General features: G+C 36.3%; 20 protein-coding genes and 3 pseudogenes. 13 read left to right on the top strand and 10 right to left on the bottom strand.

Features of this window, described 5'->3' with window-relative positions; genetic code table 11:
• Positions 1 to 60: 60 nt before the first annotated feature.
• A complete protein-coding gene (locus tag SSOP1_RS10615) occupies positions 61 to 3,087 on the top strand; it encodes a S41 family peptidase (protein ID WP_009989776.1) in 3,027 nt (1,008 codons plus the stop codon).
• A 748-nt stretch (positions 3,088 to 3,835) separates the two neighbouring features.
• Here SSOP1_RS10615 and SSOP1_RS10610 read toward each other — a convergent pair.
• Positions 3,836 to 4,207: a PIN domain-containing protein gene (locus tag SSOP1_RS10610; RefSeq protein WP_009989778.1), complete on the bottom strand. Its 372-nt coding sequence runs from the start codon at positions 4,205 to 4,207 to the stop codon at positions 3,836 to 3,838.
• A complete protein-coding gene (locus tag SSOP1_RS10605) occupies positions 4,183 to 4,410 on the bottom strand; it encodes a hypothetical protein (protein ID WP_009989781.1) in 228 nt (75 codons plus the stop codon). Before SSOP1_RS10605 ends, SSOP1_RS10610 begins: the two co-directional genes overlap by 25 nt.
• A gap of 355 nt (positions 4,411 to 4,765) precedes the next feature.
• On the opposite strand from SSOP1_RS10605, the pseudogene SSOP1_RS17145 reads away from it, so the two are divergent.
• A pseudogene (locus SSOP1_RS17145) lies at positions 4,766 to 4,906 on the top strand (RNA-guided endonuclease TnpB family protein); the annotation flags it as partial.
• A 506-nt stretch (positions 4,907 to 5,412) separates the two neighbouring features.
• Here the strand turns inward: SSOP1_RS17145 and SSOP1_RS10600 are convergent.
• The 5 genes from SSOP1_RS10600 to SSOP1_RS10580 form a co-directional block, all read right to left on the bottom strand.
• On the bottom strand, positions 5,413 to 7,611 hold the full coding sequence (locus tag SSOP1_RS10600) for a malto-oligosyltrehalose synthase (RefSeq protein WP_009989783.1): 2,199 nt from the start codon (positions 7,609 to 7,611) through the stop codon (positions 5,413 to 5,415).
• Positions 7,608 to 9,764: a glycogen debranching protein GlgX gene (glgX, locus tag SSOP1_RS10595; protein WP_009989784.1), complete on the bottom strand. Its 2,157-nt coding sequence runs from the start codon at positions 9,762 to 9,764 to the stop codon at positions 7,608 to 7,610. The genes SSOP1_RS10600 and glgX overlap by 4 nt, the downstream gene beginning before the upstream one ends.
• Before the next feature lie 168 nt (positions 9,765 to 9,932).
• Positions 9,933 to 11,618, bottom strand: a complete 1,686-nt coding sequence (gene treZ, locus SSOP1_RS10590; protein WP_009989788.1) for a malto-oligosyltrehalose trehalohydrolase — start codon at positions 11,616 to 11,618, stop codon at positions 9,933 to 9,935.
• A 20-nt stretch (positions 11,619 to 11,638) separates the two neighbouring features.
• Positions 11,639 to 12,124, bottom strand: coding sequence for a hypothetical protein (locus tag SSOP1_RS10585; RefSeq protein ID WP_029552525.1), 486 nt, complete (start codon positions 12,122 to 12,124; stop codon positions 11,639 to 11,641).
• 58 nt (positions 12,125 to 12,182) lie between these two features.
• Complete coding sequence (locus tag SSOP1_RS10580; protein WP_009989792.1) at positions 12,183 to 14,279, bottom strand: xanthine dehydrogenase family protein molybdopterin-binding subunit; 2,097 nt, start codon at positions 14,277 to 14,279, stop codon at positions 12,183 to 12,185.
• 121 nt (positions 14,280 to 14,400) lie between these two features.
• On the opposite strand from SSOP1_RS10580, the gene SSOP1_RS10575 reads away from it, so the two are divergent.
• From SSOP1_RS10575 to crn1, 6 genes are all read left to right on the top strand, one after another.
• Positions 14,401 to 15,021, top strand: a complete 621-nt coding sequence (locus tag SSOP1_RS10575) for a thiaminase II/PqqC family protein (RefSeq protein ID WP_009989794.1) — start codon at positions 14,401 to 14,403, stop codon at positions 15,019 to 15,021.
• Positions 15,022 to 15,076: 55 nt separating this feature from the next.
• The gene (locus SSOP1_RS10570) at positions 15,077 to 16,897 is read left to right on the top strand and encodes a S53 family peptidase (RefSeq protein ID WP_009989795.1); all 1,821 of its coding nucleotides are present in this window, start codon (positions 15,077 to 15,079) and stop codon (positions 16,895 to 16,897) included.
• Between the two features lie 63 nt (positions 16,898 to 16,960).
• The gene (locus SSOP1_RS10565; RefSeq protein WP_009989796.1) at positions 16,961 to 17,734 is read left to right on the top strand and encodes a dienelactone hydrolase family protein; all 774 of its coding nucleotides are present in this window, start codon (positions 16,961 to 16,963) and stop codon (positions 17,732 to 17,734) included.
• A gap of 135 nt (positions 17,735 to 17,869) precedes the next feature.
• Entirely contained in the window at positions 17,870 to 18,799 is a 930-nt protein-coding gene (locus SSOP1_RS10560) for a metallophosphoesterase family protein (protein ID WP_009989800.1), read from the top strand.
• Positions 18,800 to 18,841: 42 nt separating this feature from the next.
• Positions 18,842 to 19,345, top strand: coding sequence for a hypothetical protein (locus tag SSOP1_RS10555; RefSeq protein WP_009989801.1), 504 nt, complete (start codon positions 18,842 to 18,844; stop codon positions 19,343 to 19,345).
• A gap of 35 nt (positions 19,346 to 19,380) precedes the next feature.
• A complete protein-coding gene (gene crn1, locus SSOP1_RS10550; RefSeq protein ID WP_009989802.1) occupies positions 19,381 to 19,917 on the top strand; it encodes a CRISPR-associated ring nuclease Crn1 in 537 nt (178 codons plus the stop codon).
• On the opposite strand, the gene SSOP1_RS10545 is transcribed toward crn1, so the two are convergent.
• A complete protein-coding gene (locus SSOP1_RS10545; RefSeq protein ID WP_009989803.1) occupies positions 19,914 to 20,240 on the bottom strand; it encodes a Rieske (2Fe-2S) protein in 327 nt (108 codons plus the stop codon). The genes crn1 and SSOP1_RS10545 overlap by 4 nt on opposite strands.
• Positions 20,241 to 20,292: 52 nt before the next feature.
• A complete protein-coding gene (dps, locus tag SSOP1_RS10540; RefSeq protein ID WP_009989805.1) occupies positions 20,293 to 20,859 on the bottom strand; it encodes a DNA protection during starvation protein in 567 nt (188 codons plus the stop codon).
• A 324-nt stretch (positions 20,860 to 21,183) separates the two neighbouring features.
• Between dps and SSOP1_RS10535 the strand changes: the two are divergent.
• The 3 genes and pseudogenes from SSOP1_RS10535 to SSOP1_RS10525 all read left to right on the top strand — a co-directional run.
• Positions 21,184 to 22,059: pseudogene (locus tag SSOP1_RS10535) on the top strand (divalent metal cation transporter); the annotation flags it as partial.
• Between the two features lie 75 nt (positions 22,060 to 22,134).
• Complete coding sequence (locus SSOP1_RS10530) at positions 22,135 to 23,199, top strand: ISNCY-like element ISC1217 family transposase (RefSeq protein ID WP_010923767.1); 1,065 nt, start codon at positions 22,135 to 22,137, stop codon at positions 23,197 to 23,199.
• A gap of 4 nt (positions 23,200 to 23,203) precedes the next feature.
• A pseudogene (locus tag SSOP1_RS10525) lies at positions 23,204 to 23,509 on the top strand (divalent metal cation transporter); the annotation flags it as partial.
• Positions 23,510 to 23,697: 188 nt separating this feature from the next.
• Here SSOP1_RS10525 and SSOP1_RS10520 read toward each other — a convergent pair.
• On the bottom strand, positions 23,698 to 24,795 hold the full coding sequence (locus tag SSOP1_RS10520; protein WP_173645067.1) for an MFS transporter: 1,098 nt from the start codon (positions 24,793 to 24,795) through the stop codon (positions 23,698 to 23,700).
• Between the two features lie 43 nt (positions 24,796 to 24,838).
• On the opposite strand from SSOP1_RS10520, the gene SSOP1_RS10515 reads away from it, so the two are divergent.
• On the top strand, positions 24,839 to 25,510 hold the full coding sequence (locus SSOP1_RS10515) for a TrmB family transcriptional regulator (protein ID WP_009990185.1): 672 nt from the start codon (positions 24,839 to 24,841) through the stop codon (positions 25,508 to 25,510).
• Between the two features lie 34 nt (positions 25,511 to 25,544).
• Complete coding sequence (locus SSOP1_RS10510) at positions 25,545 to 26,285, top strand: MBL fold metallo-hydrolase (RefSeq protein WP_014511732.1); 741 nt, start codon at positions 25,545 to 25,547, stop codon at positions 26,283 to 26,285.
• Positions 26,286 to 26,726: the final 441 nt, after the last annotated feature.

The raw sequence follows: 26,726 nt of genomic DNA, 5'->3' as shown, positions 1-26,726 counted from the left end.
CTAATTGGAGTAAAAGAGTTTTGTGGAAAACACTATATACTCAAAATTATACATTATCATATGAAAGCATACTATATGTACCCTGATATTAGGGGAGATTTAATATCATTTACTTCAGATGATGACGTTTGGCTTCTTTCTTTAAAAGATATGAAACCGCTTAGGATAACAAGTGGTTTAGGAGTTTCCACTAGGCCTAAAATAAGTCCAAGTGGTAGAAAAGTGGCGTTTTCTGTTATTTGGCTTAAGAGCGGTAAGCAAGGTGGAGATATCTACGTTGTTGAAGACGGGCAAGCTAGGAGGGTTACCTATTTTGGTAGTAGGAATAGTAGGGTTGCTGGTTGGATTTCTGAGGACGAGATTATTGTAATAACTGACTTTCACACTCCTTTTATTCAATGGACTGAGGCGTATAAGGTAAATGTAAATAACGGAAAGACAGAGAAATTGCCTTTCGGCATGTTATCCAATATTGTAATAAAGGATGATATAATAGTAATTGCAAGGGGTTATCAAGACTTACCAAACTGGAAAGGGTATAAGGGTGGAACTAAGGGTGAATTATGGATTTCCAGCGATGGTGGTAAAACCTTTGAGAAGTTTGTTAGTTTAGATGGTAACGTTAGCTGGCCTATGATAGTTAGAGAAAGGGTTTACTTTTTATCTGATCACGAGGGAGTTGGTAATCTTTATTCAGTTGATTTAAAAGGTAAGGATTTAAGGAGACATACTAATTTCACTGATTATTATTGTAGGAATGCCAGTAGTGATGGTAAGAGAATTGTTTTTCAAAACGCTGGAGACATATATTTGTACGATCCAGAAAAGGACAGCTTAACTAAACTGGATATTAACTTACCTACCGATAGGAAGAAGAAGCAACCAAAATTCGTTAATGTAATGGAGTACATGAACGAAGCTGTTGTAAATGGTAACTATATAGCATTAGTAAGTAGGGGCAAGGTATTTTTAATGAGACCATGGGATGGTCCTTCAGTTCAATTGGGTAAGAAACAAGGTGTAAAATATAGGCAGATTCAAGTTTTGCCTAATGGTGACGTGATAGGAGTAAACGATGAGGACAAATTGGTAATCTTAGGTAAGGACGGTAGTGAGAAGGTTATAAACAAGGATTTTAGTAGAATAGAGAGAGTTAAGGTTTCTCCAGATGGTAAGAAAGTATTATTATCTAACAATAAACTTGAATTATGGGTTTACGAGATTGATAATGATAACGCTAGATTAATAGATAAGAGCGAGTACGACTTAATTTTAGAGTTTGATTGGCATCCAAATGCTGAGTGGTTTGCTTACGCTTTTCCAGAAGGCTATTATACTCAATCAATAAAGCTTGCCCACATTGATGGGAAGGTTGTTAGGATAACGACTCCCTATGGATATGACTTTTCACCATCATTTGACCCAGATGGTAGATATTTATACTTCTTGGCTGCTAGGCATTTGGACCCAACTAACGATAAGGTAATATTTAATTTAAGTTTCCAGAGGGTTGTTAAGCCATACCTAGTAGTTTTAGGAAATTATTATTCCCCATTTAACCAACCATTAGATGAGGCTAATAGCAACGACAAAAACGTCATAATTGAGGGAATCGAAGATAGGGTAGTTCCATTCCCGATTGAAGAGGAAAATTACGTGCAAATAGCTGGAGCTAAGAACAACAAGATCTTCCTATTTTCCTATCCAATAAGGGGGCTTAGATCACAAACTGGAGATGTGTTTGGTAGGTTAGAGGTTTATGATCTAGAGAATAAGGCGAAGGAGTTATATGCAGATAACGTTTCAAGCTTCTCTTTGTCTAGCGATAAAAGTAAAATACTTTTAATACTTAAGGATAGTCTAAGGCTATTTGATGTTAATGTAAAACCAGATTTTAACTCAACTGGAAGAAAAGGTGGGGTAATAGATTTATCTAGAGTTAAGGTTTATGTTGAGCCGGAGAAGGAATGGAGGCAAATGCTTAGGGAAACGTGGAAGTTGATGAAGCAGAATTATTGGAATGAGGAGAGATTAAAGAATTGGGACTCTATCTTACCCAAATACGAGAGACTTTTAGATAGGATAAGTACTAGATTTGAGCTTTCTGATGTAATTCAAGAGATGCAAGGCGAGACTAGGACTTCTCATTCCTACGAAACAGCTTACGATTACGATACTCCGGAGCCGTTGTCAGTTGGTGGTTTAGGTGCTGAGTTTGAGTATGATGAGAGCAATAAATGTTACAAAATTACAAAGATTTATGTTGGGGATTCTACCAATGAGAATGAGAGAAGTCCATTACGGGATCCTGGTGTTCAATTGAATGTTGGAGATTGTATAAAAAATATTGACGGGGAAGATGCAAATGGTAACATTTACTCTCATCTAATAAATAAGGATCAAGTTATTCTTGACGTAATAACTGCTGACGGTAAGAATAAACGCGTCACGGTTAAAGTATTAAAAGATGAAAGGTTCTTAATATATAGGTATTGGGTTGAGAAGAATAGGGAATATGTTCACGAGAAGAGCAAGGGTAGATTAGGATATATTCACATACCAGATATGATGTATCAAGGATTCGCTGAGTTTTACAGACTTTTCATGTCTGAATTCCACAGAGAAGGGCTAGTAGTTGACGTTAGGTTTAATAGGGGTGGCTTTGTCTCAGGTTTACTCTTAGAGAAGCTACTCTTGAAAAGAGTTGGCTATGATTATCCTAGAAATGGAAAACCAATACCTATGCCTTATTTCTCTTCTCCTAAGGTTTTAGTGGGAATAACTAATGAGCATGCTGGGTCCGATGGCGATATCTTTTCATTCTTGTTCAAGAAGTACAAGCTAGGAGTACTTATTGGTAGAAGAACGTGGGGAGGTGTTGTCGGTATAAGACCTAGATATAGATTAGTGGATAAAACTTATATTAGTCAACCAGAGTTTGCTGTTAACTTCGAGGATGTAGGTTTTGGTATTGAGAATTACGGAGTAGACCCAGATATAGTTGTTGAGATTAAGCCAGATGATTATGTAAATAATAGGGATACTCAATTAGATACGGCAATAGAGTTGGCATTAAAACAACTTTAACCACTTTTTAGTTAATATAAAGACCTTATGTTCCCCAATACTTTGTCGGCTTGCTCAATATTTATTTCGACGCTTTTCCCGAGTTTACGCTTTAATATTCAAAGCAGTAATAGTGGAAGCCATCCAGATCTTGGCTTGCAACTCATTTACCTCCACTTCTTAAGCATTTTCCTTGTGACGTATAAAAAGGCTCTTACCACGTAGGCTTTATCTAATGTTCAAGTCGTAGATTGTTATGTTAGGAATTATACTCCGTATTGGAAGGTTTCGCTGGTTTGATATCGGATCTTGTAGTTTCCTCGTTTGCTTAATCCATTCTTGATTCTGGCGTATTTCTGTTGTTGAAGGTTTCATCTATGATGATTACTATGAGTCCGTTGATTGTTTCGCCTAGTGTATTGAGATATTTATTCCACTCTTCATTTACTCTCTCCAGCACTGAGAGGCGTTGGCGATCTGAGTAAAATTGAGAAATGATCATAATTCAAATGTTTTATATTATATAATTATACATTATATCAAACTATAAAGAATGACATAATCTGTATTCATCAAGTAATATCGAGATAGCTTTACTGTTTTGCAGAGAGATTTGTCAAAAACCAACCAGGCAAACTTTGTTCTGCTATTCTTTAGTTAGGTATACACTCAAATGTGAATTTTTAGTGAATTTAACAGTAAAGCAAATTTACACTATATTCTCTAGTTTCTGTAATAAATATGTTTAATATGTTTTAAAAACGCTTGTCTAAATTAGTTTTAAGCCGTATTTCTCTAATCTTTTAAAATGTTTCTTATTATGTGTCATTAGAGAGAAGTCATTAGCTATGCATATCGAAGCTATTAATAAATCTGGATCTTCAATTATTTCTCCCATCTTTCTAAGTTCTGCGTAAATTCTTGAAGCAGTTTTTAGGGAGTTATTATCAATACATACTACGTTAAGGTTAAGTTCTATCCACGATTTGAACTCATCTATATTTTTCCCAATAAAGGCTAATCCTCTCAAGAATTCATAAAGATTAATACAGGTAGTGTAATAACCTATGAATTTCTTAATATCATTTCTAAAAGCATCTATAAGTACATCCGTATCTAAACAAATTCTCTTATTCTCCAATTCTTCCTATCCTCCTTAGTCAAATCCTTAAGAATTTCAGCCTCTTCCTCAGTTAATTTCGGTATTCTCTCCTCTTCCTCTCTAAATATGTTCTGGAAAAATTCGTCCCAACTTAACGGTTTGTTTAACTTAATTTCCATTTCCTTCTTCTTCCTCTCAAGGACTTCCTTGACTTTTTTACTGACAGTTATTGTTGACTTCACACATAGTTATATAATTACATGATTATATAAAGTTTATCATACACATTGCTTTGTGGACTTGTTGAATTTTTAGCAAACGTTTAAGATATCTCACAAGCCTAAATTGTAGACCTTGAGATTAATTGAAATGAAGATAATAGTGGTTTAGTGTAAAAATATCCAACAGATCAACTAAGCACATACACATGATAATGTAATTTCTGTAAAGTTGGGGGCGGCGGAAAATTCACCGTTGCCAACGGTTTCCGATAAACCGTAAAGTTTATATAGGATAATATGAAAAACACATATAATATAATCTGATGACGCACCACCAAATGTGGGTTCGTATCCCGAAAGGCTGGTGTTGAGATACAGGATGTGCGGATTTCCTCACATCCGTTCACGGGTGTGGGTTGGGGTTATTCCGCTAATGGGGCGGAGAGGGATGAACGTCCGTGACTTTGGTGAAGCCCAAGGGCTGAGGATTGAGATGAAATATCATGAAATCCTATGAAGCCCAAACCCCTATGGGATGGATAGTCCTATATTTAAACACCTCTTTTTTCAAAATATTTCTTAGTAATGTTAATGGTGCTCCTCAGCTTGATTGAGGCATGCAAAACGTCATTTGGAGGACTCCTGGATCCGTTGCGAATTGTAATTTATAAACAGTATAAGTATAAATGTGTTAACGCGATTCATAGTGTAATCACTGAGCTACAAATTAATTAGGTTAAATGATCTTCATGAGGAGAAGACGTTAAACTGATATACTTAATATACGTTTGAATATTAGAAAGAAAATTTATAGCTTAATAATGACACCATGACGCGATTAAGCATGAATTCCCTTTATTAACCGTTTTTACTCAGTTAAATTTATCATAATTCATGAAAATATAGTGAATTTGTAATGGAAACCTAAATGGCCCAGAGGAATCACATGCTTCATCTCTTATATAAAACATATTACTCAGATCTGAGTAATGCATATCTGACAAGAGTAGTTCAGGAATAAATCTATATAGGTAGTTCACCCACTTTTTCAGTTAATATAACGACTCTATGCTCCCCAATCAACTCACTTAAATTGTATACTCCACTACTAATTTCCTCATTTCTGATCCAATCAACGCTTTTTTGCCTTATACTAATCTTCTCTTTAACCTCCCTAGTCACTATTGGTGAGAAAAGGACAGTTACTTTTCCCCTTTGGAAGCCAAAGGGTAATGGTTTATAATCGTTTAGTGAGTACTCTCTTCTAAGTTGTAGCAATTTCTTAACATATAACATTTTGACTCTTGGATCTGAGAGTTCTAAGTTCTTTTCAGTCAAATTATTTAATAATTCCCTTAGTTTCTTGAAATCCACCGGCATTCTGTTATCTGGGTCTGTAAGTAAGAATCTCCAAACTTCAGTTCCTTGATAAATATCTGGTACACCAGGCGAAAGGAATTTAAGTGTCGTTGCAACTAATGATTTCATATAACCGAAATAAACTATTTTCTTTTCAAAACTTTCAAAATCATTTCTAAAATTACTGTTCTCGAACGCTTCATCTATGAAATCCAAAACTTTATTTTCATACTCTATATTAGGATTTTCCCACGTTGTATGTACCTTAGCTTCTCTTATGACCTTAATCATGTGGTTCTTAATTCTCTCCTTATTATCAAATCCCTCGTAACTTCCTACAAGTGTTTGATAAAATCTATACTCGTCATTTTTATCTATATTTGGCCTTAACAAATCATGCCAGTATATTACCCTCTCCTCCCACTCCTTTGGTATCTCAGATAGTACTGATATTCTAGCTCTAACGTCTTCACTGAACTTAGTATCATGCGTAGAGAGAGTGTTCATTGAAATGGTATTTACTCTGCTTTGGTTAAAGTTATGAAAATCGTCTATGCTTAAACTGAATCTTCTTAGGTCGCTCCCAACCTCGTTAAGGGAAATTAATCTATTGTAGATGAAGAGGGTAGTATCCTCATAGCCCTTAGCGAAGATTGCTGGCATGTATTGTTGGAGTCTCATGATTCCCTTTTCATCTTTTAACTTTCCCTCCTTATCGCATTCCCTTATTCCGTTAATATCCTCATATGGTAAATACGTCCTGTATTTTTTCATACATGCTAGAAAATCTACTAAATAATCGTAATTAACGTTCAGTAACTTGCTTAATCTTTCAATATCACCTTTAAACAACTGATTTGCAACTAACTTTTTACTTTGTATTATTAACTCGTCTATATTGATTTTTCTTCCAATGAAATTCTCATAAAACTTAGTTAACTCCTCCTCACCACTTCCATCTACTAATAGCATATTAACGTAGTTCAGGAAATCATATCCAGTAGTACCATCTACTTTCCAATCATCTCTTAATTTCTCGTTGATTGATAATATCTTCTCTACGTATATTATCTTATCATTTCCTACTAACTGTCTTAGCTTATCTAAATACTCCTTAGGGTTATATAGTCCATCTATGTGGTCAATTCTTAAACCGTCAACAAGTAGCTTGCCAATTATCTCATGGGACTCTCTAAATACTTCATCCAACTCTACTCTAACAGCTATCAAATCATTTACCGCGAAAAATCTCCTATAATTTGGGTAATCTTTTTTCCAGTAAGTTAACCTATAGTATTGCATTAATAGTAATTTCTTTATATCCTCTTTCTTTAAACATGAATTATCAAAGCAATTAATTTTTTTCAAGAACTCGACTCCTTCATCATTTATTGGTAATATGAATCCCCTATACTCTATTTTATCCTTTTGTACTTTTATCAATCCCTTATCTATAACGGTATCCAACTCGTCCTCAAGAATTGGAAGGATTATTTTGTTATCATCATAATGATCAAAATAGTTGTAATATTTACTATTTTTCCAATTCTTTAGTAGATCCATAAGCCTCCAATTAGTATGATGTATTGCCATGTGATTTGGCACTATATCTTGTATGATTCCTAAACCTCTACTCTTAGCTTCCTTGACTAGTGTAAAATATCCCTCTTTCCCTCCTAATTCCTCATTAATTTCACTATGGTCTACTACATCGTAACCGTGAGCACTCCCTGGCCTAGCCTTAAGTATTGGAGATAGGTATAGATGTGATACTCCTAATTCTTTAAAATAATCCAAATTTTCTATTACATCATAAAAAGTGAATTTCTTATTGAGCTGTAGCCTATACGTACCTATTATCATAATTCTATCCTCCTATAAACTAATGCCGTCCTTCCCTCTATTTCCAGTTCCTTCTCACCTTCTATGATTCTCTCTTCTGGTTTTATTTCTCTCAAATAAGAACTGATAACTAGTTCCCATTTACCTTTTGGGAATTTCACCTTTACGTTATTGGGATTTGCGTTAAGTATTATTAAGAAGGAATCATCAGCAATTCTCTCTCCATACATATTAATCTCGTCCATAACACTTCCCTCCAACACGAAAATAACTAGTTGCGTCGGGGAACTCCATGTTTTCTCATCAACTTCCCTACCTTCTAGAGTATAGAAGGTCACATCTTTTAACGGCATGCCGAATAATTTCTTTCCTTGAAAATATCTTTCCCTTCTGAATGCTGGATGTGCCCTATAAAATTGGATCATCTTTTTAACAAACTCTAAAAATTTTGATTTTCTCTCATCTAAATTCCAATCAAACCAAGTTATCTCGTTGTCTTGACAAAACGCGTTATTATTTCCTCTTTGTGTCCTGCTTAGCTCATCTCCTCCCAATATCATAGGGGTTCCTTGACTAACGAGTAACGTTATCATAAAGTTCCTTTTTTGTTTCTCCCTGCATATTACCACGTTTTGGTCATTTGTTGGTCCTTCTGCACCACAATTCCAACTATAGTTCTCGTTCATTCCATCTTGATTGTTAAATCCATTCGCTTCATTGTGTTTTTGATTATAACTGACTAAATCCTCTAATGTGAAACCATCATGAGAAGTTACGTAATTTATACTGGCAAATGGTGTTTTATTATTACCTAAGTAAATGTCCGGCGAGCCTAATAATCTGTTAGCAATCTCGCTATAGGGTAACGCTTCTCCTCTCCAAAATCTCCTTATCGAATCCCTATACTTTCCATTCCACTCTGCCCATTGATATGGGAAATTCCCTACTTGATATCCCCCTTGTCCCACATCCCAAGGCTCAGCTATCAGTTTTACTTGTGACAATATTGGGTCTTGCTGTAGAGCAATGAAGAACGTATTTAACATATTAACGCTGTATAATTCCCTGGCTAAAGCTGCTGCTAAGTCAAATCTAAAGCCATCTACGTGCATCTCTGTAACCCAATATCTTAAGCTATCTAAGACCATCTGGATGACTCTAGGATGGCTAAGATTTAACGTATTGCCAGTTCCGGTAAAGTCTAAATAATATCTTTTATTATCTGGTTGGAGCATGTAATATGCTGTATTATCAATACCTCTGAAACTTAACGTTGGGCCTAAATGATTCCCCTCAGCAGTGTGATTATAAACTACATCGATTATAACCTCAATTCCTGCGTTATGTAATTCGTTTACCATTTTTTTGAAACTTAATACTTGCCCTCCTAAACAGCCAGTACTGGAATATCTACATTCAGGAGAGAAGAAATTTATTGGGTCATACCCCCAGTAATTCGTTAGCCCCTTATCTGTCAGAAATCTTTGATCGATAAAATGGAAAACTGGCATTAGTTCCACAGTAGTAATCCCTAGATCTTTGAGATAGCTGATCATTTGTTCTGAGGCAAGACCTTCATAAGTTCCCCTTATGTTTTCCGGCAAATCCAACCTAAGTTTTGTAAACCCTTTTACGTGAACTTCGTAAATTACTGTATCCTTTAATGGAACTTTCTTTCCCTTAATGAAATCCTCATCGTCCCACTCAAAGTATGGATTAATCACAACACTTTTAGGAACATATTCGCCGGAATCCCTCTCGTCATAGGTCAAATCTTGATTTTGATCTCCTATCTTATAACCAAATACCGCGTCGTTCCAAATTACACTACCGTTTATGGCTTTAGCATAAGGGTCTATTAAAACCTTATTTGGATTAAACCTTAATCCCAACTCCGGTTTATATGGGCCATAAACCCTATATGCGTAAAGTTGCCCGGGTCTCAGTCCCGGGACGAAGACGTGCCAAATATCTCCCGTTTTGTTTTTAACCTCTATTATCTCCTTTGGGTACTTTTGGTTTGTCAGTGAGTAAAGGAGTAATTCGACTTTTTCTGCATTTTCTGAGAATAATGAAAAATTCACACCATCATCATCTTCTATCCAATTCGAACCTAATGGATATGGATCTCCGGGACGAAGAGGCCTATCTCTAGTTCTGAAGAATAATGCCATAGTTGTACTTAACTATTATTTAGTTTTTTAAAAACCTTATCTTAACATTGCTAAGAGCATTATTAACCTTTTAACTTCTTCTCTTCTCCTTCTCTCTTCCTCATCTATTTTATTTTTACTTGTCATCTAAAGTATAATCATTTATAGGAATTTTTAAACTCTCCTGCCCTAAAGTTTATATAAAGCAAATCCCTTATCTAATTCGTACTTACTTTCTGTAATTTGTGATGGAAAAGAGCTATTGGAGGATAGAACTAAAGTCCCACTATATTTCATTTCAATTACAGATTTGGAAAACACGTAAACAGCTAAACACCCATTTCCTTTCACGGTTAACCAATAATTCCCATTTTCAACACTCAATTTTCTATTACAAGCTAAACCATACTCTTTCCTTATTTTTATTAAACTCTTGTAAAATGAAAGAATATCGTCATTTATCTTCCAGCTTAACTTAGAATCGTTAAATGTGCAGTCGGACTGTGGATCAGTCTCTTGTCCATTCTCTCTTCTTCTACCCTCTCTAACTCCTTGTATTAGTTTAGGATCAGAAAAGTCGGAAAAGTAGTAAAACGGATTTTCCTCACCGTATTCCTCTCCCATAAAGATCATTGGAATATATGGTGAAAGTATGTAAAGCGCTGCAGCGATCTTATAGCTCTCCTTATCAACCAGTTTAATTAATCTTTCCCCTCCACCCCTATTGCCAACTTGATCGTGATTTTGTATATAAACTACGAACTTACAACCATCTAGATCGCCGACCGATTTTCCGTGAGTTTTTCTTCTAAAGTTCGAGTACTTCCCATCATATATGAAGACATCTTTGTACGATTTAACTATATCACCTATACTACCAAAGTCACTATAATAACCTTGTCTCTCACCGGTCAAGAAAGCATGTATTGCATGATGAAAATCATCTACCCACTGGGCATCAATATTATATCCACACTTCTCTTTAGGATTAACAACTCTGGGATCATTTAAATCACTCTCGGCTATTACAATCTTGTCATATTTGTGGACTACATCAGCAATATCCTCTAAGATATGTTTTGGAGAATTATCAATAATGGCGTGAACAGCGTCAAGTCTAAATCCATCAACGTGAAACTCATTTATCCAATATTCAACATTTTCCAGTATGAACTTTCTAACTTCATCACTTCCAGCATCGTCAAAATTAAATGTTAAACCCCAAGGGGTTTTATATTTCTCTGAGAAATAGGGCCCTAACTTTACCATATAATTTCCTTCTGGCCCAACGTGATTATAAACTACGTCTAATATTACCGCTAATCCCAGCTTATGGGCCTCATTTACTAGTTTCCTAAATCCACTTGGTCCTCCATAAGAGTTCTGTACAGCGTACAAGTAAACCCCATCATAGCCCCAGTCTTTTTTCCCTGGAAACTGTGCAATTGGCATTATCTCTATTGCAGTTACTCCAAGTTCCTTTAAGTAGTTTAGCTTCTTTATCACCCCTTCAAAAGTACCTTCTGATGTAAATGTACCTATATGAAGTTCATAAATTACGAGATCCTCCCTTTTTACCTTTACGCTATTCTCATCATCCCATTCGAAATCTGGTGAAATAATTTCAGAATAGCCGTGAACTCCCTCGGGCTGATACCTAGAAGCTGGATCTGGTACTTCACTGTTGTCATCTAGAATGTACTTATATCTATCACCAACTCTCACGTTATCTAGAGTAATAGTAAAGTATCCCTTGTCATCTCTTTCCATCTCATAAATTCCCCTATTTAATATCTTTAACTTAACTTTCCTTTGATAGGGAGCCCATAAATTAAAGGTTACGCCGTCTTCATCTAATTTATAACCAAACGTCATATATACGTTTCCTCACTTATCTAAGTTATAACTTGTGCTATTGAACCAGCTAGTATCATCATTGCCAATGAGATGAGTAGGAAGACTAGGCTTATTTTAGATAAATTGCTTACGCTATTTCTTAATTCCAATATTGTAACATCTCCTTCCTTAACACGTACCATAAGCCTTATCCTATTGCTTATTACAATCCCCGCCCCAAACGCCAATAACCCAAATGCTCCTCCTATTAAGTTTAGAAAGGCCCTTATTCTAATATCTAAACTTGAACGCAGAATTGCCGCAACTAGGAATAGATTCCCTTGATAAGGAGCTAGGTAAATGTAGGCAAAGATTATTATCCCAGTTATTATTGTAATAATTGACGTTATTAGAAAGAATCTCCCTATTCTCTCAAATTGCCTCTTATCTTGAGGTTTAATTAAGAAATTGAGTAATGCCGCTCCTGCCCACAAGGCGCCAAAAAACCCATGAATCTCGTTTAGTACATCGAAAATTACATTCATAGGTTTACTCTTCATGTTCCAAAAAATAAATTTAAATGATATTATGATATTAAAACTCCTATTCAAAAAGGTCTTCTAGGCTTACTGGAACTCTATTTATCCTTCTCTTTATAACGTCTTCAATGGCGCTAGTTACTGCAGCTGCAGCTATTCCAACTGGGATTTCCCCTATTCCCTTAGCTCCATAAGGAGTTGATGGAGAGGGAGTCGGAACTATGTTGACCTCTATTTCCGGTAAATCAGCAGCGGTTGGCATTCCATAGTCCGCTAGGTTTGTAGTTAGTAAGTTAGCGTTCTCATCGTATACGTAATGTTCGTATAATGCTAGAGAAATTCCAATTGCAGTACCTCCTATTACTTGTTCCTTTACTAAATCCTCGTCTATCGGAGTTCCTGGATCAATGTAAACTACGTGTTTTATTGGCTTTATCTTGCCGTCTTCAATTCTAACAACTGCCAAGTCACAAGCGAATGGATAGGCATTGAATCTATACTTACCTTGTAATGTGTAAGTGAAGTCGACCTCTTCTCCCTCGAGTGACGTAATTCTAACTTTTCCTCCGTTTTCTCCTATAAAGTACCCATCTCTGTAATCAATGACTTTATCGTTTAGGACAACTTCTGCCTTCCTCCTCAATCTAGCTTTTAGCTCCTCCACTGCCCCAGAAACAGCTCCAAAAGTGTAAATCGCCATTCTACTTCCTCCAGGTCCAAAGGACGTTGGCAATTCAGTGTTATCTAGAATCTCATATGCGACGTCATCTGGGGTTATCCCTAATAGTCTTGAAGCCATTACCACTGCTGAATGCTCGTTACCTTGACCCTCCGGACCAAATCCCAAACCGATTACAATTTTATTATTCTTAACCTTAATTTTCACTCTCTCGCTGCCAGAAGGTGTACTGGGATCAGTTGATAACGCTAAACCTACTCCAGTGTTCTTATTCCTCAATGCAAAGATGTCTTTTCTTGATAACGCTAAATCTAGTAAGCCTCTTGGATTTCCAGAATCGTAGTATGCAAATCCAGAATCGTAGGGGAAAGTATCTATTGCGTTAATCTTTCTCACATCAGCCTTACTAATACCTAAGTCATCAGCTATGGCATCCATTGTTCTTTCTAGCGCCCAAGTATGAGGCGGAGTGCCAGCACCTCTAAATGCTCCAGCTGGGTTCTTATTTGTGGCAACTAAAGTTCCAGTATATCTTATACCTCCAATTTTATATGGTCCAGTTAAGAACGCTAAAGGTTTAAAAGGTTGACCAGCATCCCTAGAGGCACCAACGTCTTCCCATATGTGAACATCTAAACTATTTACCCTTCCATCAGAGGAATAATAGGCGTGGATTTTGAATTTCCTCTCTGGTCCACTTCCATTTGATGCCATTAAATGCTCATTTCTAGTCTCAATCCACTTTATTGGTACTTTAAACTTCAATGCTGCAAAGCCTAATACTGTCAAGTATCTGACTAGGGAGAACTTCTCACCGAAGCTTCCTCCTTGCCTAGCGTTTTTATGTACTACCTTAACTCCTAACGCCTTCTGTATTTCGTTGGATACTACGTTCCCTGCTTGCTGATTCGAAATTATGGTCAAACTATCATCTGTTGGAATTGTGATTGCCCCATAAGGTTCTATTGGATTTCCAGAGCTTCTAGACCAGTATAGGTCTAATTCTAAGTGCCTACCTTGTGTGCTCAGTTTTCCGAATTCAAAGGTTTGTTCTCTTACTACGTTTGTCTTCAAATCCTCAAATACTGTTACCTTATTCTCTAAAGCTTTTTCAATATTTCCTATGCCTTCCAAAGGTTCATAATCGATTTGAACTAATTCCGCTAAATCCGTAGCCTCATATGGATCATTTGCAATAACTAAAGCTACTGGTTGGCCAACGTATAGTGCCTTATTTATCGCCATTAATGGAGTTGTCAAACTTGCTCCTTCTCTTTCGCCAGATTCTACATTTCTAGATACTAAATCTTTACCTGTTAGAACTAATGCGCCTCTTCTTTCTGCATCTTCTTTATTGATGTTGACTATTCTAGCATGGGCGTATGGGCTTCTGATAAATACTGCGTATTTTCCCTTATACGATATATCATCTACATAATTACCCTTTCCTATTAATAGGTCATATGCGTCTATTCTTCTCATTGCTTGTTTGTTAGTTAACTAACATAAAAATTTATCTAGTTATCATGAAGAAGCAATTTATCATAGATAGATATAAGTAAGTTATAAAATAATTTATAATCTAGCTTTGTAATTTATAAATGTGAACGTACTAGAACAGATAAGAAAAGAGCTAGAAGGATTAAATGATCAAATAATCAACCACCCCTTATTAAAGGAGAAGGAGTTGAAGAAGGAAGTAGTTCATAGTTTTGTTATAAATCAGTGGTATATTGTCAATCACGATTTAAGATCGCTGGCAATAGGTCTATCAAGGAGTACTAATTTAGAAGAACTTGATATATTTAAGATACTAGTGGATGGGGATTACCATGCGTTAAAGGAAATAGTAAAGCTTATGAACGAGCTAGGGATTGAGGTAAAGGATCCACTACTGTATAACGTATCACCTCCGGCTGTAAGTTATACTCATTATTTATCTTGGCTAGCTAGTTATGCTAAGCCCTCCGAGTTCCTATTTGCCGGGATTGTGAATTTACCAGTATGGGCTAGTGTTGTCACTAGATTCGGAGATATGATAAAAGAGAAATTTAATATAAGGGAGACGGGCTTCTTCGAAGCTTTCAGAGGTTCTTATAAGGAGTTAGAGGATAGAATAGTCAGATTAGTTGAGAACAGTCAAGTTGAGAGGCTTAGGGGAATCGCTTACACTATTCAATATTATGAGAAGTCCTTCTGGGACTCAGTATATACAACTCATTAACAGTAATTGAAATGAGAGTAAAGTTTAATATTAAAAAATGGCATATAAAGCATAAATGGAAAGTAAGAATGTAATATTAAAAAGGGTAATGTTACTTCTAGTGTTGATTTTAAGCACTACAACTTTCCTAACAATTATAGCGCAAAGTCAAGCACAATACTATTATATACAAACATCTTCTCCACAATACACAATAATTCCCGGATCAGTATTTGTAGAACCCCTCAACAGTAGTCAAACCTTATACATAGCAGTTCTCTTAAATTTCACTAATTTAGCCTCTTTACAATCATACCTTAACGAAATTTACCTCTCTGCCCCACAGTTCCATCACTGGTTGACTCCATCACAGTTTAGAGAATATTATTATCCTTCAAGGTCCTATGTAAACTCACTAATAAAGTATCTGGAATCTTATAACTTACAATTTTTAGGTAATTATGGTTTAATACTAGTATTTAGTGGAACTGTGGGGAATATAGAGAAAGCATTCAACACTTACATTAACGTTTACTACTATCCATTCAAGAACCTCTATTGGTTTGGTCTACTAGGAATTAAGAACATTGGTCCATTTTACTACTACTCAAATAACGTTACTCCATCATTACCATTTAATATTGGAAAATATGTATTAGGAGTAGTTGGGATAGATAGTCTAGATCCCAAGGTAGTTAACGTGGTTACACAAACATGGCATTTACCTATGGTTAAAGCCCAAAGCGGACTGGTTTCAAAAGCCATAATTTCACCGATAACAATAGAGCAATATTTTAACTTTACCTTAGCCTATGAGCGAGGTTATACTGGCGGAGGTAGTAATATTGCGATTGAGGGAGTACCTGAGTCCTTTGTAAACGTATCAGACATCTATAGTTTTTGGCAACTTTATGGTATACCTAGAACTGGTCATCTAAACGTTATATATTTCGGGAATGTTACAACTGGAGGGCAATCAGGAGAGAATGAGCTTGATGCGGAATGGTCTGGTGCCTTCGCACCAGCAGCTAACGTTACAATAGTCTTCAGTAACGGTTACGTGGGCGGTCCCCAGCTAGTGGGCAATTTACTAAACTATTATTATGAGTATTATTACATGGTTAACTACTTAAATCCTAACGTCATTTCAATTTCTGTAACCGTTCCAGAAAGTTTTCTAGCAGCATACTATCCAGCAATGTTAGACATGATTCATAACATAATGTTGCAAGCTGCAGCGCAAGGAATTTCTGTCTTAGCAGCCTCTGGAGACTGGGGATATGAGAGTGATCACCCGCCTCCTAATTTCCATATCGGAACATATAATACGATATGGTACCCTGAGTCTGATCCCTACGTAACGTCAGTTGGCGGGATATTTCTTAATGCGTCGTCTAATGGTAGTATTGTGGAAATTAGTGGGTGGGATTATAGTACTGGAGGTAATAGTGTTGTTTATCCAGCACAAATTTATGAAATAACTTCACTGATTCCATTTACTCCCGTTATTGTAAGGACTTATCCAGATATCGCATTCGTCTCAGCTGGGGGTTATAATATTCCAGAATTCGGTTTCGGTCTGCCTTTAGTATTTCAAGGTCAATTGTTCGTATGGTATGGAACCAGTGGAGCTGCACCAATGACTGCTGCAATGGTAGCCTTAGCTGGTACCAGATTAGGTGCACTCAACTTCGCATTGTATCACATTTCGTATCAAGGTATAATAGAATCTCCACTAGGCAATTTTGTCGGTAAGGTTGCCTGGATACCAATAACTAGTGGAAATAATCCACTTCCAGCCCATTATGGATGGAACTATGTCACAGGTCCAGGAACATATAATGCGTACGCAATGGTTTACGATTTGTTGCTATATTCTGGCTTAATTGAAAGTTAATTATTTTTTTATCTAACAAAAATAGATAGTTAACTTTTAAACCATTCACCAGTAAAAGTTAATATGGAAAAGGAGATATTTTATGATTCAGACGGAGCTAAAATAAGGGCTTTCCTAGCTACCCCAGAAAATCCTAAATTGGCAGTAATAGTAATACATGAAATATGGGGTCTTAATGATAATATAAAAGATATTTCAAGAAGGTTAGCAAATGAGGGCTATATGGCACTAGCTCCTCAATTATACACTAGGAATGAGGATGTTCTAAACGAGGGGAACATTCAAAATGTAATGATGAAAGTATGGAGTATACCACCAGAGAAGAGGAATGATCCAAATTCTTATCAACAAATAATGTCAGCGTTAGATGAAAAAGGTAAAAAAGTAGCTGAGTTATTGGTCTTAAATAGACAAAAGACGGAGGAACAGATGATAAAGGACGCTATTAAGGCTTACGAGTACGTAAGCTCACAAGGTGTTAAAAAGATAGTCAGTATGGGCTTCTGTATGGGTGGGGGTTTGGCATTTCAGTTAGCGACCGAAGTACCACTAGATGGGACAATAGTCTTTTACGGCAGAAATCCACAACCATTGGAGGCAATCCAGAAGATAAAGGGGCCAATATTAGGTCTATATGCTGGAGAGGACCCGCCAATAGATGCGGGGTTACCAGATCTAATTTCCGCTATAATAAAATATAAGAAGGATTTAGAACTCAAAATTTACCCCGGAGCGTATCATGCGTTCTTTAATGATAGAGGGCGTTCGTATAATAAGGAAGCAGCTGAAGATGCTTGGGAAAGAGTAAAGAGCTTTCTAAGGAGGGTGTCAAAGTGAGCGAGGAAAAGAAGAATAATAAGCAACAAGTGGATCCGTGTTTTTTGGCGTGGGTTCACTTGCTAGAAGTATTAGAAAAGAAGGAGAAAAGGGACTAATTAATTTTTTAATTTGTAATTGCAAATTTAAGTTAGGATGGTCTTTAAATTTAAGTTAGGATTCTTCACCGATCTTCATGGTTCGGAGTATTCATTTAAGAGGTCACTAAATATTGCAAAATCGAAGAGAGTCGACTTTCTCATTATAAGTGGGGGGTTAATTGCTAAAGAAATACTCTTTGTAGAGGATATCGGAGGAAGATATTTTTTAAACGGTAAAAAGGTTAATTTGAATAACCTTAATGAAGATGCGTTAAGGTCTGGGAAATATATAGTAGTAGACAAAAAAGAGGTTATTGAGGATATAAAGAGTGATAAGAGTAAACTGGAGAAAATAGTTATTGAGAAAGCATCTGAGCAAATGTCAAGATGGGTTAAAATAGCTGAGGAAATTTTTCGTTTAGAAAAGGTATTTTGGTCCCCAGCACATGGAGATATTCCGCAATTGGATTCCATTCTTAAGAATTATGGCAGTAATCTGATTAACGAAAACGTTATAAATCTAGAGGAAATTCAGATAGTCTCACTAGGTTTTGGTTCTCCAATAGGTAATTCATACAGAGAAATTCCAGACTCTGAATTATACATAAAAGGTAAATCGTTACTTAAGGACGCTGATAAGGAAAGATTAATTATGAACTTCCACATGCCCCCTTTAAACACAAAATTGGATAATGCGAAGGTCGGTTTGAGGAAGTCCCATGTAGGTTCAAAGGCAGTACTTGATTTAATTACTGAATTTCAACCTATTATTTCACTTCATGGTCACGTTCACGAAAGTACATCAATGGATAAGGTAGGCGAGACTATCGCAATAAACCCTGGTAGTTTATATCAATTGGGTGATCCTTCGATAGTCACATTCGAAGTTCATAAGGAGTTGAAGAGCTTCGGGAGCGTAAATGTCAGCAAGTATGTTATAAAAAATATTGAGTTCGTGTCCACTAATCCGTTAGACGTAATATAACTTTTGAAAAGACTTAATATTTCCTTTAAACTTTATTAAATTATGGCTATAGGTAAAACAGTTCTAATAGTAGGGGCAATAATATTAATAGTTGGTATTGCACTATTCTTTATAGGAGGGTATTTAGCCTCCTCTGGACTCATTAAAATAGTTAACACACTAAGTACAGCATCTCCAACTACTTTACAGCCTGGGTCATCGCAGGACTTAGGAGTTCCCAGCAAACTATCAATATTACTTTACAATACCAGTTCTGGACAAGTGTTAAAGATATTACAGGAAGTAAATGGGACGAACCAGTCAGTTCCACAAATTGCAGAAAAAGGATATATATTAGCGTTATTAAGTCCTAAATATGACGCTATAATGGTAAACAATCTCACTACTCCCATTTCAGTGAAATACGTCTTGAGCCAAGAGTTTGCGTCCTCATTGATAAACGTTGCGTTATATACTGGCCTTGGTTTCTTTCTAGCTATTATCGGTGTAATTGTGCTATTAGTTGGTTTAGTACTATTCCTCAGAGGTAGAGGCAAAAGACAATAAAAAATAAATACTAACTTGAACTTTTTATCCATAACATGGTTAAACTAGTAGCTACATTAGGTACATCCCCGGGTGGAGTAATAGAATCTTTTCTTTACCTAGTAAAAAAGGGAGAAAACATCGATGAAGTAAGAGTAGTGACTACATCTAATGCAGAAGTAAAGAAGGCATGGAGAATAGTAAGATTAATGTTTGTATGTTGTATTCAAGAGAAATTCCCTAAGGTAGAAATTAGTGAGCATCCACTTGATATTGAAGATATTTACAGTGAAGATGACTTAAGGAAAGTTAGGGAATTCGTTGAAAAACAGTTAGGTGAGGGGGACTATTTAGATATAACCGGAGGGAGGAAGAGTATGAGTGTTGCTGCCGCTTTAGCAGCTAAAAATAAGGGGGTCAAAATAATAACTTCAATAATCCCACAAGACGATTACAATAAGATTTCCAAGAAAGTAAGGGAGTTAAAGGAAATACCCGAGATCAAGAATAGAGGTGAATGTAGGCAAGAAATGAAGGAAACCTATTGCAGTTTAATTGTGCAAGACGCTAGATCAATAGAATTTGAAATTTAAATTTGTATAAAAATATCTTTGCCCTTTATCTCCACTTTGTAAATCCTTAAGTTAGGTGAGAAGTACCACCCTGACGTTTTACCATAAGGATTAAATATCAACTCACCGTTTTCAAGACTATATTCATATCCGTGTAAATCGCACCTTATTTTATATCCCTCTACCTCTCCATATTCCAGATTCCTTCCCTTATGAGGACAATATGCTTCTATAGCAAACACTTTATCACCAACCCTAACTATGACTACTTCTATGCCGTTGATGGAGAATTTTCTTGGTTTCTTCTCTTCCAAGTCTGATAAGCTAGACACTCTGACTAGCATTGAATAATCACCAATTAAAAATAGAAATAGGAAAAAATACAGTTACCTTTTATTATTTCTTGGAATATGGAGCGTTCCCTGGTGAACTTCTTCTGAAATGACCCGATGGTCTTCCGTATAGTAACTCTAAGAACCACGCTTCGTGCTCTATCTCTTCTTGAAGTATCCTCTGCGCTAAATCGTAAGTTCTAGGATCTTTTCCATACGTCATATCACATACTTCTTTCCAAGTTCTTATCGCGCATTGCTCAGCTTCTAACAAAACCTTTAATATCTCCTTAGGGTCTTTCCAATTCTCTGGTAAATACGCATCGGAGCAAGCTGAAATATCAGCAAGCTGCCTTATGTCTCTAGGTAGACCTCCTCCCAGTTCATAAATCCTTTGAGTCATTAGTTCGAAGTGAAGTCTATCCTCAAGCCTAGCGTCCTCAGCTATTTCCTTAAGACCCTCTCCTTCCATACCAGTTAGGTGCATTCTCAATATGGTATAGTAGTAATATGTGGTGAACTCTGCAGCTGTTGCTTTAACTAGTTTATCTACTAACTTTTTGATATCTAACCCAGATTTTTCCAAGATTTCTACTCCGACTACCTTTGGTTCTTGGGGTTTCTCTTGCATTCATACACCCTAATAGTCAATACTCATTTCTAGTTAATAAATCCTTCTATTTAAGAGTCATTTTAACTTATAGTTAAAAGTAGTTTCAAACTAATGATAAGGCAAACAAAGGTCTATCTTTTAAGATTACAGAAAACCTAACTAAGATAATGTGAAGTTTATACTATTTAATAGTTATTCTGAAATAGAAATCTTTATAAGTTAGAGCTTATTAGAGTATAATAGTGGTTACATAATGAATACAACATTTGCACTTACTCTTTATTATAATAGCTTTTTACCTAAAAAAGGAATTTATAATTACTTAAGCGAGGTGTTTTAAGATTGAGCATAAGGGATTCTGCAAAACTCTTCGGACCAGCTTGGATAGCACTATTGGCAGATGCCGATGCTGCGAGTATATTAGGAGGGTTATCAACTGGAGAAGAATATGGGTATAAGCTAATATGGTTCGTGATGTTATTATCTCTTCCTATCTTCATAATACAAGAGGCTTCAGGGAGATTGGGTGCCATAGCTGGGAAGGGTATTGGAGAGCTTATCAGAGAACATTACTCTACCAGAATATCCATTTTATCTATTTTCCCCATATTCTTAGTTGATTTCTTTACATATCTAAGTGAGTATGCGGGAATTGCAATTGGGTGTTACTTAATTGGTGTCAATCCTCTATTCGGCTTGATAGTATTCTTCATCCTTCACGTTCTAGTGGTGTTAACTAAAAATTATGAAATAACTGAAAAATATTTAGTAGTGATTTCCGTAATTCTATTATTATCAGCCTTAATTATGGTTGGGCCTAAACTGAGCTTTACTGGACAAGACGTCTTCTACTTCTCTACGTCTAAGAATTTCCTTTTCTTCATCGCAGTAAACGTTGGTGCTGTGGTAACTCCACCTTGTATGTTGGTTTATCAAAGTTCGGCTACAGCAATTAAGTATTCTAAGATAGGTATTGATAACTCTAAAAAGACGTCGTGGATAGGCATAGAGACATTACTGGGGGCTATAATAACTGAACTGATAATAGTACTATCTGAAATGATAGGAACATCGATCGGTAATATAGATCCTATTGATCCGGCCCAATTACTATATAACTTAGGGAGTGTTCATTACATATTTGGAATAACGTTAATAAGCGCTGGGTTCTTAACCCTAATAGTTGTATCTCTAAGTAGTGCGTGGGGACTACTAGAATAGCATTTATCGGAAAATCCTGGCAGTTCAAGAGGCCCATAAAAACTTTTTAAAATTAGAACCTTTAATTTTGGTATGACCAAAGAATTGACGAGGGAGGAGTACTATAAGGCATTGGAAAAGGCAGTTAACGAGGTCATACTATCCATGACTGGAACGAGGAAGGACGTTGCCAAGAGGCTACTCTTGGGGGCGGTTGTGGGAAGAAATGCTACCGAGATAGCTCAAGAGGCCGAGATGGACTACGAGACCGTACTGAATAACTTGGACAAGGCAGCTCAAGCCAAACTAATCGAGGTCGTGAAGAAGTTAGTCGGGGATCATCCTGTCCTTCTCATAGTGGACGACACCCACGACCACAAGCTCTACGCTAGGGCCATGCCGGTCTCCAGAAACGGGGCGCAGATCTTCTACTGTAGGGCGCACAAGAGGTTCGAACCCGCGATCCAACTCCTTGTGATTGGCGTCAAGGATCTGGTGAACAACCAGATCTACGTGATCCACATAATTGCCTACATACCCCGAAAGGTGGAAGAGGAGCTCAAGCGTAGGGGTGAGGAGGTGAAGTTCAAGACCAAGATAGATGCCCTCTTGGAGTTTCTCTCCTCCCTCTCAGGTTTGAATGTAAAAGCTAGGGTCTTCGACTCATGGTACGTGAACTCGAGGACTCTCCAAGGGAATACTGTGGGGGAACTCAAGTCCAGCGCGCGAGTCGTCGAGGGTGGCAGATCCGTGCCCGTTAGCGAGTTCCCCCAAGGGGAGTACCTGGTAGAGTACTTGGGGACTCCCATAAAGTTACTTGTTATAGATGACTATAAGGGTTACGGGAGGAGGTATTTCTTCTCCACCGACCTTAACGACACGGCTGAAGATATCATAACGACCTGGGAGAACCGTTGGGACATAGAGGTCTTGATCAGGGAGCTCAAGGCCTTGGGACTCGAGGGTGGGTCCTTCTTGACCTGGGTTAGGAACTCAGGCTTCGTGGCCTTGAAGGCTCTCTCCCTCCTCGTTGTTCAATACTTCAAGTACTCCACGGGTCTGATGCTCGGGGCCAAAAGGTTGGCCAGATTGATAAAAAGTATTTACCGTGAGGCGGGTGGGATCAAAAAACTGTTCAAGAGGAGGAGAAAACCGTAAAGTGCTACTAGAAGCTTTAGGGAAAAACAACTACAAAAACTCTGTGAAGGTTTACATTATTGAGTCAATACCAGCCATATTAATAGTTTCCCTAATGCTCGGCAAATACTCTTCCATAATTAACTTCGCCTTAACCCTATTATCTCTATCACCCGTAGTAATTGCAATACCAGCAGTACTAGTGGGTATATTAATAAGCAATAAGAGGATCATGGGTAAATACGCCTACACTAAGACCAGATTATTAGCGTATTTCCTTACCGTTGCTATGATTGTAGCGGGAGGGCTTGTGGGAATACTGCACTTATAAGTATTACATCTAATAGCCTACCTCCATTGAGTAAGTAATATAGATCAAATTCAAGTATAGTCAGTACTTTAGGAAAATCTACCTTAAGCACCTTATACCTTAATATTTCGGTGTCCGTCTGGGGATTATGGTGATCATCATTATTTTTATCAAGAGTTGAAATACTTTATTTGTGAAAATATGAGAGATTAAGATCTTACTACTAGTAAGAGAGCTACAACTTGCAATATTCCTACTATCAATAAAGTATATTCGTATCCATAAAACGAGTAAAGTAATGGTAGTAGTAAGCCAGCCACACCATATCCACTATCCCTATATAACCTGTAATAGCCTAATGCTTTTCCTCTTACACTCTCGTTAATCTTATCGTTAACAAAAGCTATTAAATTAGGATAGATCATGCCCATACCAATACCTTCTATTATTGAAAATAAAATCGGAAGTTCAGAATATTTTATAAAGCCAACAAACATTAATAAAAAACCTATTACAAGTATTAGTCTTCTTTTGTTGTAAGTATCTGCCAAGTACCCGAATAGTGGTTGCGAAAGTGACCAAGTAAACGTATAGCTAGATACAGTTATTCCTATCAAAAATAACGTATAATGTTGTAATAATAGAAATGTGGGTATCAAGATAAAGAATGCTGAATCTACAAACTTCTCTAGGAGTCCTGCAATGCTTATTTTAGTAATGGAAAAGTAATTTATATGATTATTTTCCTTTTTCGATAAAGTGGCATTTGGTATTAATGTTTTAGTCTCAATTACGTTAAAGGAAGAAATTAATGCTATCAAGCAAATTATTCCGATGAAAATACTACTTAGCTTAAATAAATAACTAGCGAAGAGACTTCCAAAAGAGACTCCCAAATATCCCGACATTTCATTTATTCCAGTAGCGAAGCCTGCTCTTAATTTACCGCTAATGTCTATTTGTGAAGTGACGGTAGTAGTCCACGTCAAAGCTTGATTTATTGCAAGCAGAATCGAAATAATGATGACTGTATATATGTTAATTGAGAGAAATAAAGGGACTGAAATCAACGCCACTAACCAGCCTATTACGAGTACTCTCTTTCTTCCCAAGTCATCAGAGAGCTTTCCCGCAATGAAGTTAAATGCGCCTTTTACAAACCCAAAGGATACCAAGGGTAATAATAGGCTTAACATTATTGAGATGTTTATTTGTTTCTCAAATACCGGAATAATTATTCTTAGAGTTCCTAGATATAATCCTGTAAAAAAGACTAATATTGTAAACAAAATAAACTGTCTATTCATCATAAGTACTAAGATTTAAAAGTGATAAAAACGATTATTCACTATGAATAGTGAATTAGAAATCAATTTGAGAAAGTTAGGGTTTTCAGTGTATGAGGCCAAAGTTTATCTAACGTTATTGAACCTTTGCAACTCCACGATGAAGGAGCTTTCAGAAAATGCTGAAATACCTTATCAAAAAGTTTATGAAGTGGTGAAGTCGTTAGAGGATAAGGGTTTAGTGAGGGTAATTGAAGGAAGACCAAAAAAGGTCAAACTAATAGATCCGTCGATATCTTTAAAGGTATATAGGGATAAAATTGTTAGTGAATTAGACTATGCGATAGGTAATGTTATTTCTTATTGGAGTGAAAAGGGAAAAGGAGAAGCTGACCGTAGTTTGCACATTAAGGGTAAAACGATTGTCATGAGAATGATAAGGGAATTGGTGGATAAAAGTAACAAGATTAAGGTGGTCTGGGATATCCTGCCTGAGTGGTTGATTAAGATTCTTAAAAAGTATAAGGGTAATTTAACTGTGATAACTTCTTCCAATAATTTAAGCTTGAATGCTGAGGTTAAATATGTTAAGAATATCAAATCGAAATTTATAATATTTGACGATTCAGTATTGGTTACTTTCAATGATCAAGATGAGATTGTTGTGGACTCTTGTAGAGGATGTGTACTTCAAGCAGAAGAGCACTTTGATCTATTAACTTATAAGAGTGAATAACTCTTATATCTAATTACTTATTTAAAGTAAATTGATGATATTCAGGCAGATTATAAGCAAAAGTGGCGGTTGCGCTACTTACGTTTTCGGTTGCACTCAAGCTGGAGAGTTGTTTGTAGTGGATCCTAAGTATGAAATGGTAGATGAAATTATTGAGCTTGCCCGAGATTTAGGGGATATGAAAATAGCTTATATAATAGATACACACACTCATGCTGATCACCTATCTGGTGCTAAGAAATTGGCGTCTTTAACTAATGCTAACGTTTACTATCATGAGTTATCGCAGGTCAAATTCAAGGTGGAAAGGGTTAAGAATGGAGAGGAAATAAAGGCTGGAAATGTTAAAATAAAGGTACTTCATACTCCCGGACATACTCCAGATAGTATTTCAGTTCTAATATATGATAGAAGAAGAGACGAAAGTTGGAATGAACCGTGGGCTATATTAACTGGGGACACATTATTTGTGGGTGGTCTGGGAAGAATTGATATAGGCGGGGAAAACGCAGAGGAGAATTTATACTACAGTCTAGCTAAACTAAAAGAATTGCCTGACTATGTTGAAATTTATCCAGCACATACTGCTGGTTCAGTATGTGGTATTGGTATAAGCGGAAAACCTAGTTCTACAATAGGTTTTGAAAAGAGATTCAATAGTTTATTTAGAATAAACAATAAAGATGAATTCGTAAATAGAATTAGAGAAGTTAAAATGCCTAAGCCTAAGGAATTTGATGATTACATAAGGAAGAATTTAGAAGGTGTGATTTAAGAAAAAAGAGATGATGCTTAGTTGATCTGTTGAATTTTTTCCGATGAGCTAGTATTATCTCTTCCTTTCAACTAATGATTATATATTCAATTTAGATTTCTAATACCTCTTAACTCTTTAAGAAAATTCAATAAGCCCATAAAGCAAGAAAGTGAAATATTTTAAAACATTTCGAAATTTTGAATTACGCTTATAAAACACAATTATAAACTGATAACTAATAGGTGGGAACTATTTAAGGTAAAAAGCGTCTATGAAAGAGAATTTAAGGAGTTAAGGATAGGAGTTTAAGGGTGATTCAAGTCTTCTTTGTGGAATGTAATTTGTAAACAATATAGTTGTAAAAATGTTAGCATTGATAATTGTATAGTAGTTTTAGGAAATTCCCTTATCATAAAAAGTCAAAATATTTATCCATGTATTTATAAATATCTTTCATTG

The sequence above is a fragment of the Saccharolobus solfataricus genome (assembly GCF_900079115.1).
GTDB lineage: Archaea > Thermoproteota > Thermoprotei_A > Sulfolobales > Sulfolobaceae > Saccharolobus > Saccharolobus solfataricus.
Note: the sequence above shows the minus strand (reverse complement) of the source record. Positions and strands in the feature narration are given on the sequence as shown.

Bases quoted from the DNA above. Each gene is read 5' to 3' on its own strand.
- SSOP1_RS10615 (WP_009989776.1), top strand. From the start codon at position 61: ATGAAAGCATACTATATGTACCCTGATATTAGGGGAGATTTAATATCA.
- SSOP1_RS10600 (WP_009989783.1), bottom strand. From the start codon at position 7,611: ATGATAATAGGTACGTATAGGCTACAGCTCAATAAGAAATTCACTTTT.
- glgX (WP_009989784.1), bottom strand. From the start codon at position 9,764: ATGGCATTATTCTTCAGAACTAGAGATAGGCCTCTTCGTCCCGGAGAT.
- treZ (WP_009989788.1), bottom strand. From the start codon at position 11,618: ATGACGTTTGGTTATAAATTAGATGAAGACGGCGTAACCTTTAATTTA.
- SSOP1_RS10585 (WP_029552525.1), bottom strand. From the start codon at position 12,124: ATGAATGTAATTTTCGATGTACTAAACGAGATTCATGGGTTTTTTGGC.
- SSOP1_RS10580 (WP_009989792.1), bottom strand. From the start codon at position 14,279: ATGAGAAGAATAGACGCATATGACCTATTAATAGGAAAGGGTAATTAT.
- SSOP1_RS10570 (WP_009989795.1), top strand. From the start codon at position 15,077: ATGGAAAGTAAGAATGTAATATTAAAAAGGGTAATGTTACTTCTAGTG.
- SSOP1_RS10565 (WP_009989796.1), top strand. From the start codon at position 16,961: ATGGAAAAGGAGATATTTTATGATTCAGACGGAGCTAAAATAAGGGCT.
- SSOP1_RS10560 (WP_009989800.1), top strand. From the start codon at position 17,870: ATGGTCTTTAAATTTAAGTTAGGATTCTTCACCGATCTTCATGGTTCG.
- SSOP1_RS10555 (WP_009989801.1), top strand. From the start codon at position 18,842: ATGGCTATAGGTAAAACAGTTCTAATAGTAGGGGCAATAATATTAATA.
- crn1 (WP_009989802.1), top strand. From the start codon at position 19,381: ATGGTTAAACTAGTAGCTACATTAGGTACATCCCCGGGTGGAGTAATA.
- SSOP1_RS10545 (WP_009989803.1), bottom strand. From the start codon at position 20,240: ATGCTAGTCAGAGTGTCTAGCTTATCAGACTTGGAAGAGAAGAAACCA.
- dps (WP_009989805.1), bottom strand. From the start codon at position 20,859: ATGCAAGAGAAACCCCAAGAACCAAAGGTAGTCGGAGTAGAAATCTTG.
- SSOP1_RS10530 (WP_010923767.1), top strand. From the start codon at position 22,135: ATGACCAAAGAATTGACGAGGGAGGAGTACTATAAGGCATTGGAAAAG.
- SSOP1_RS10520 (WP_173645067.1), bottom strand. From the start codon at position 24,795: ATGAATAGACAGTTTATTTTGTTTACAATATTAGTCTTTTTTACAGGA.
- SSOP1_RS10515 (WP_009990185.1), top strand. From the start codon at position 24,839: ATGAATAGTGAATTAGAAATCAATTTGAGAAAGTTAGGGTTTTCAGTG.
- SSOP1_RS10510 (WP_014511732.1), top strand. From the start codon at position 25,545: ATGATATTCAGGCAGATTATAAGCAAAAGTGGCGGTTGCGCTACTTAC.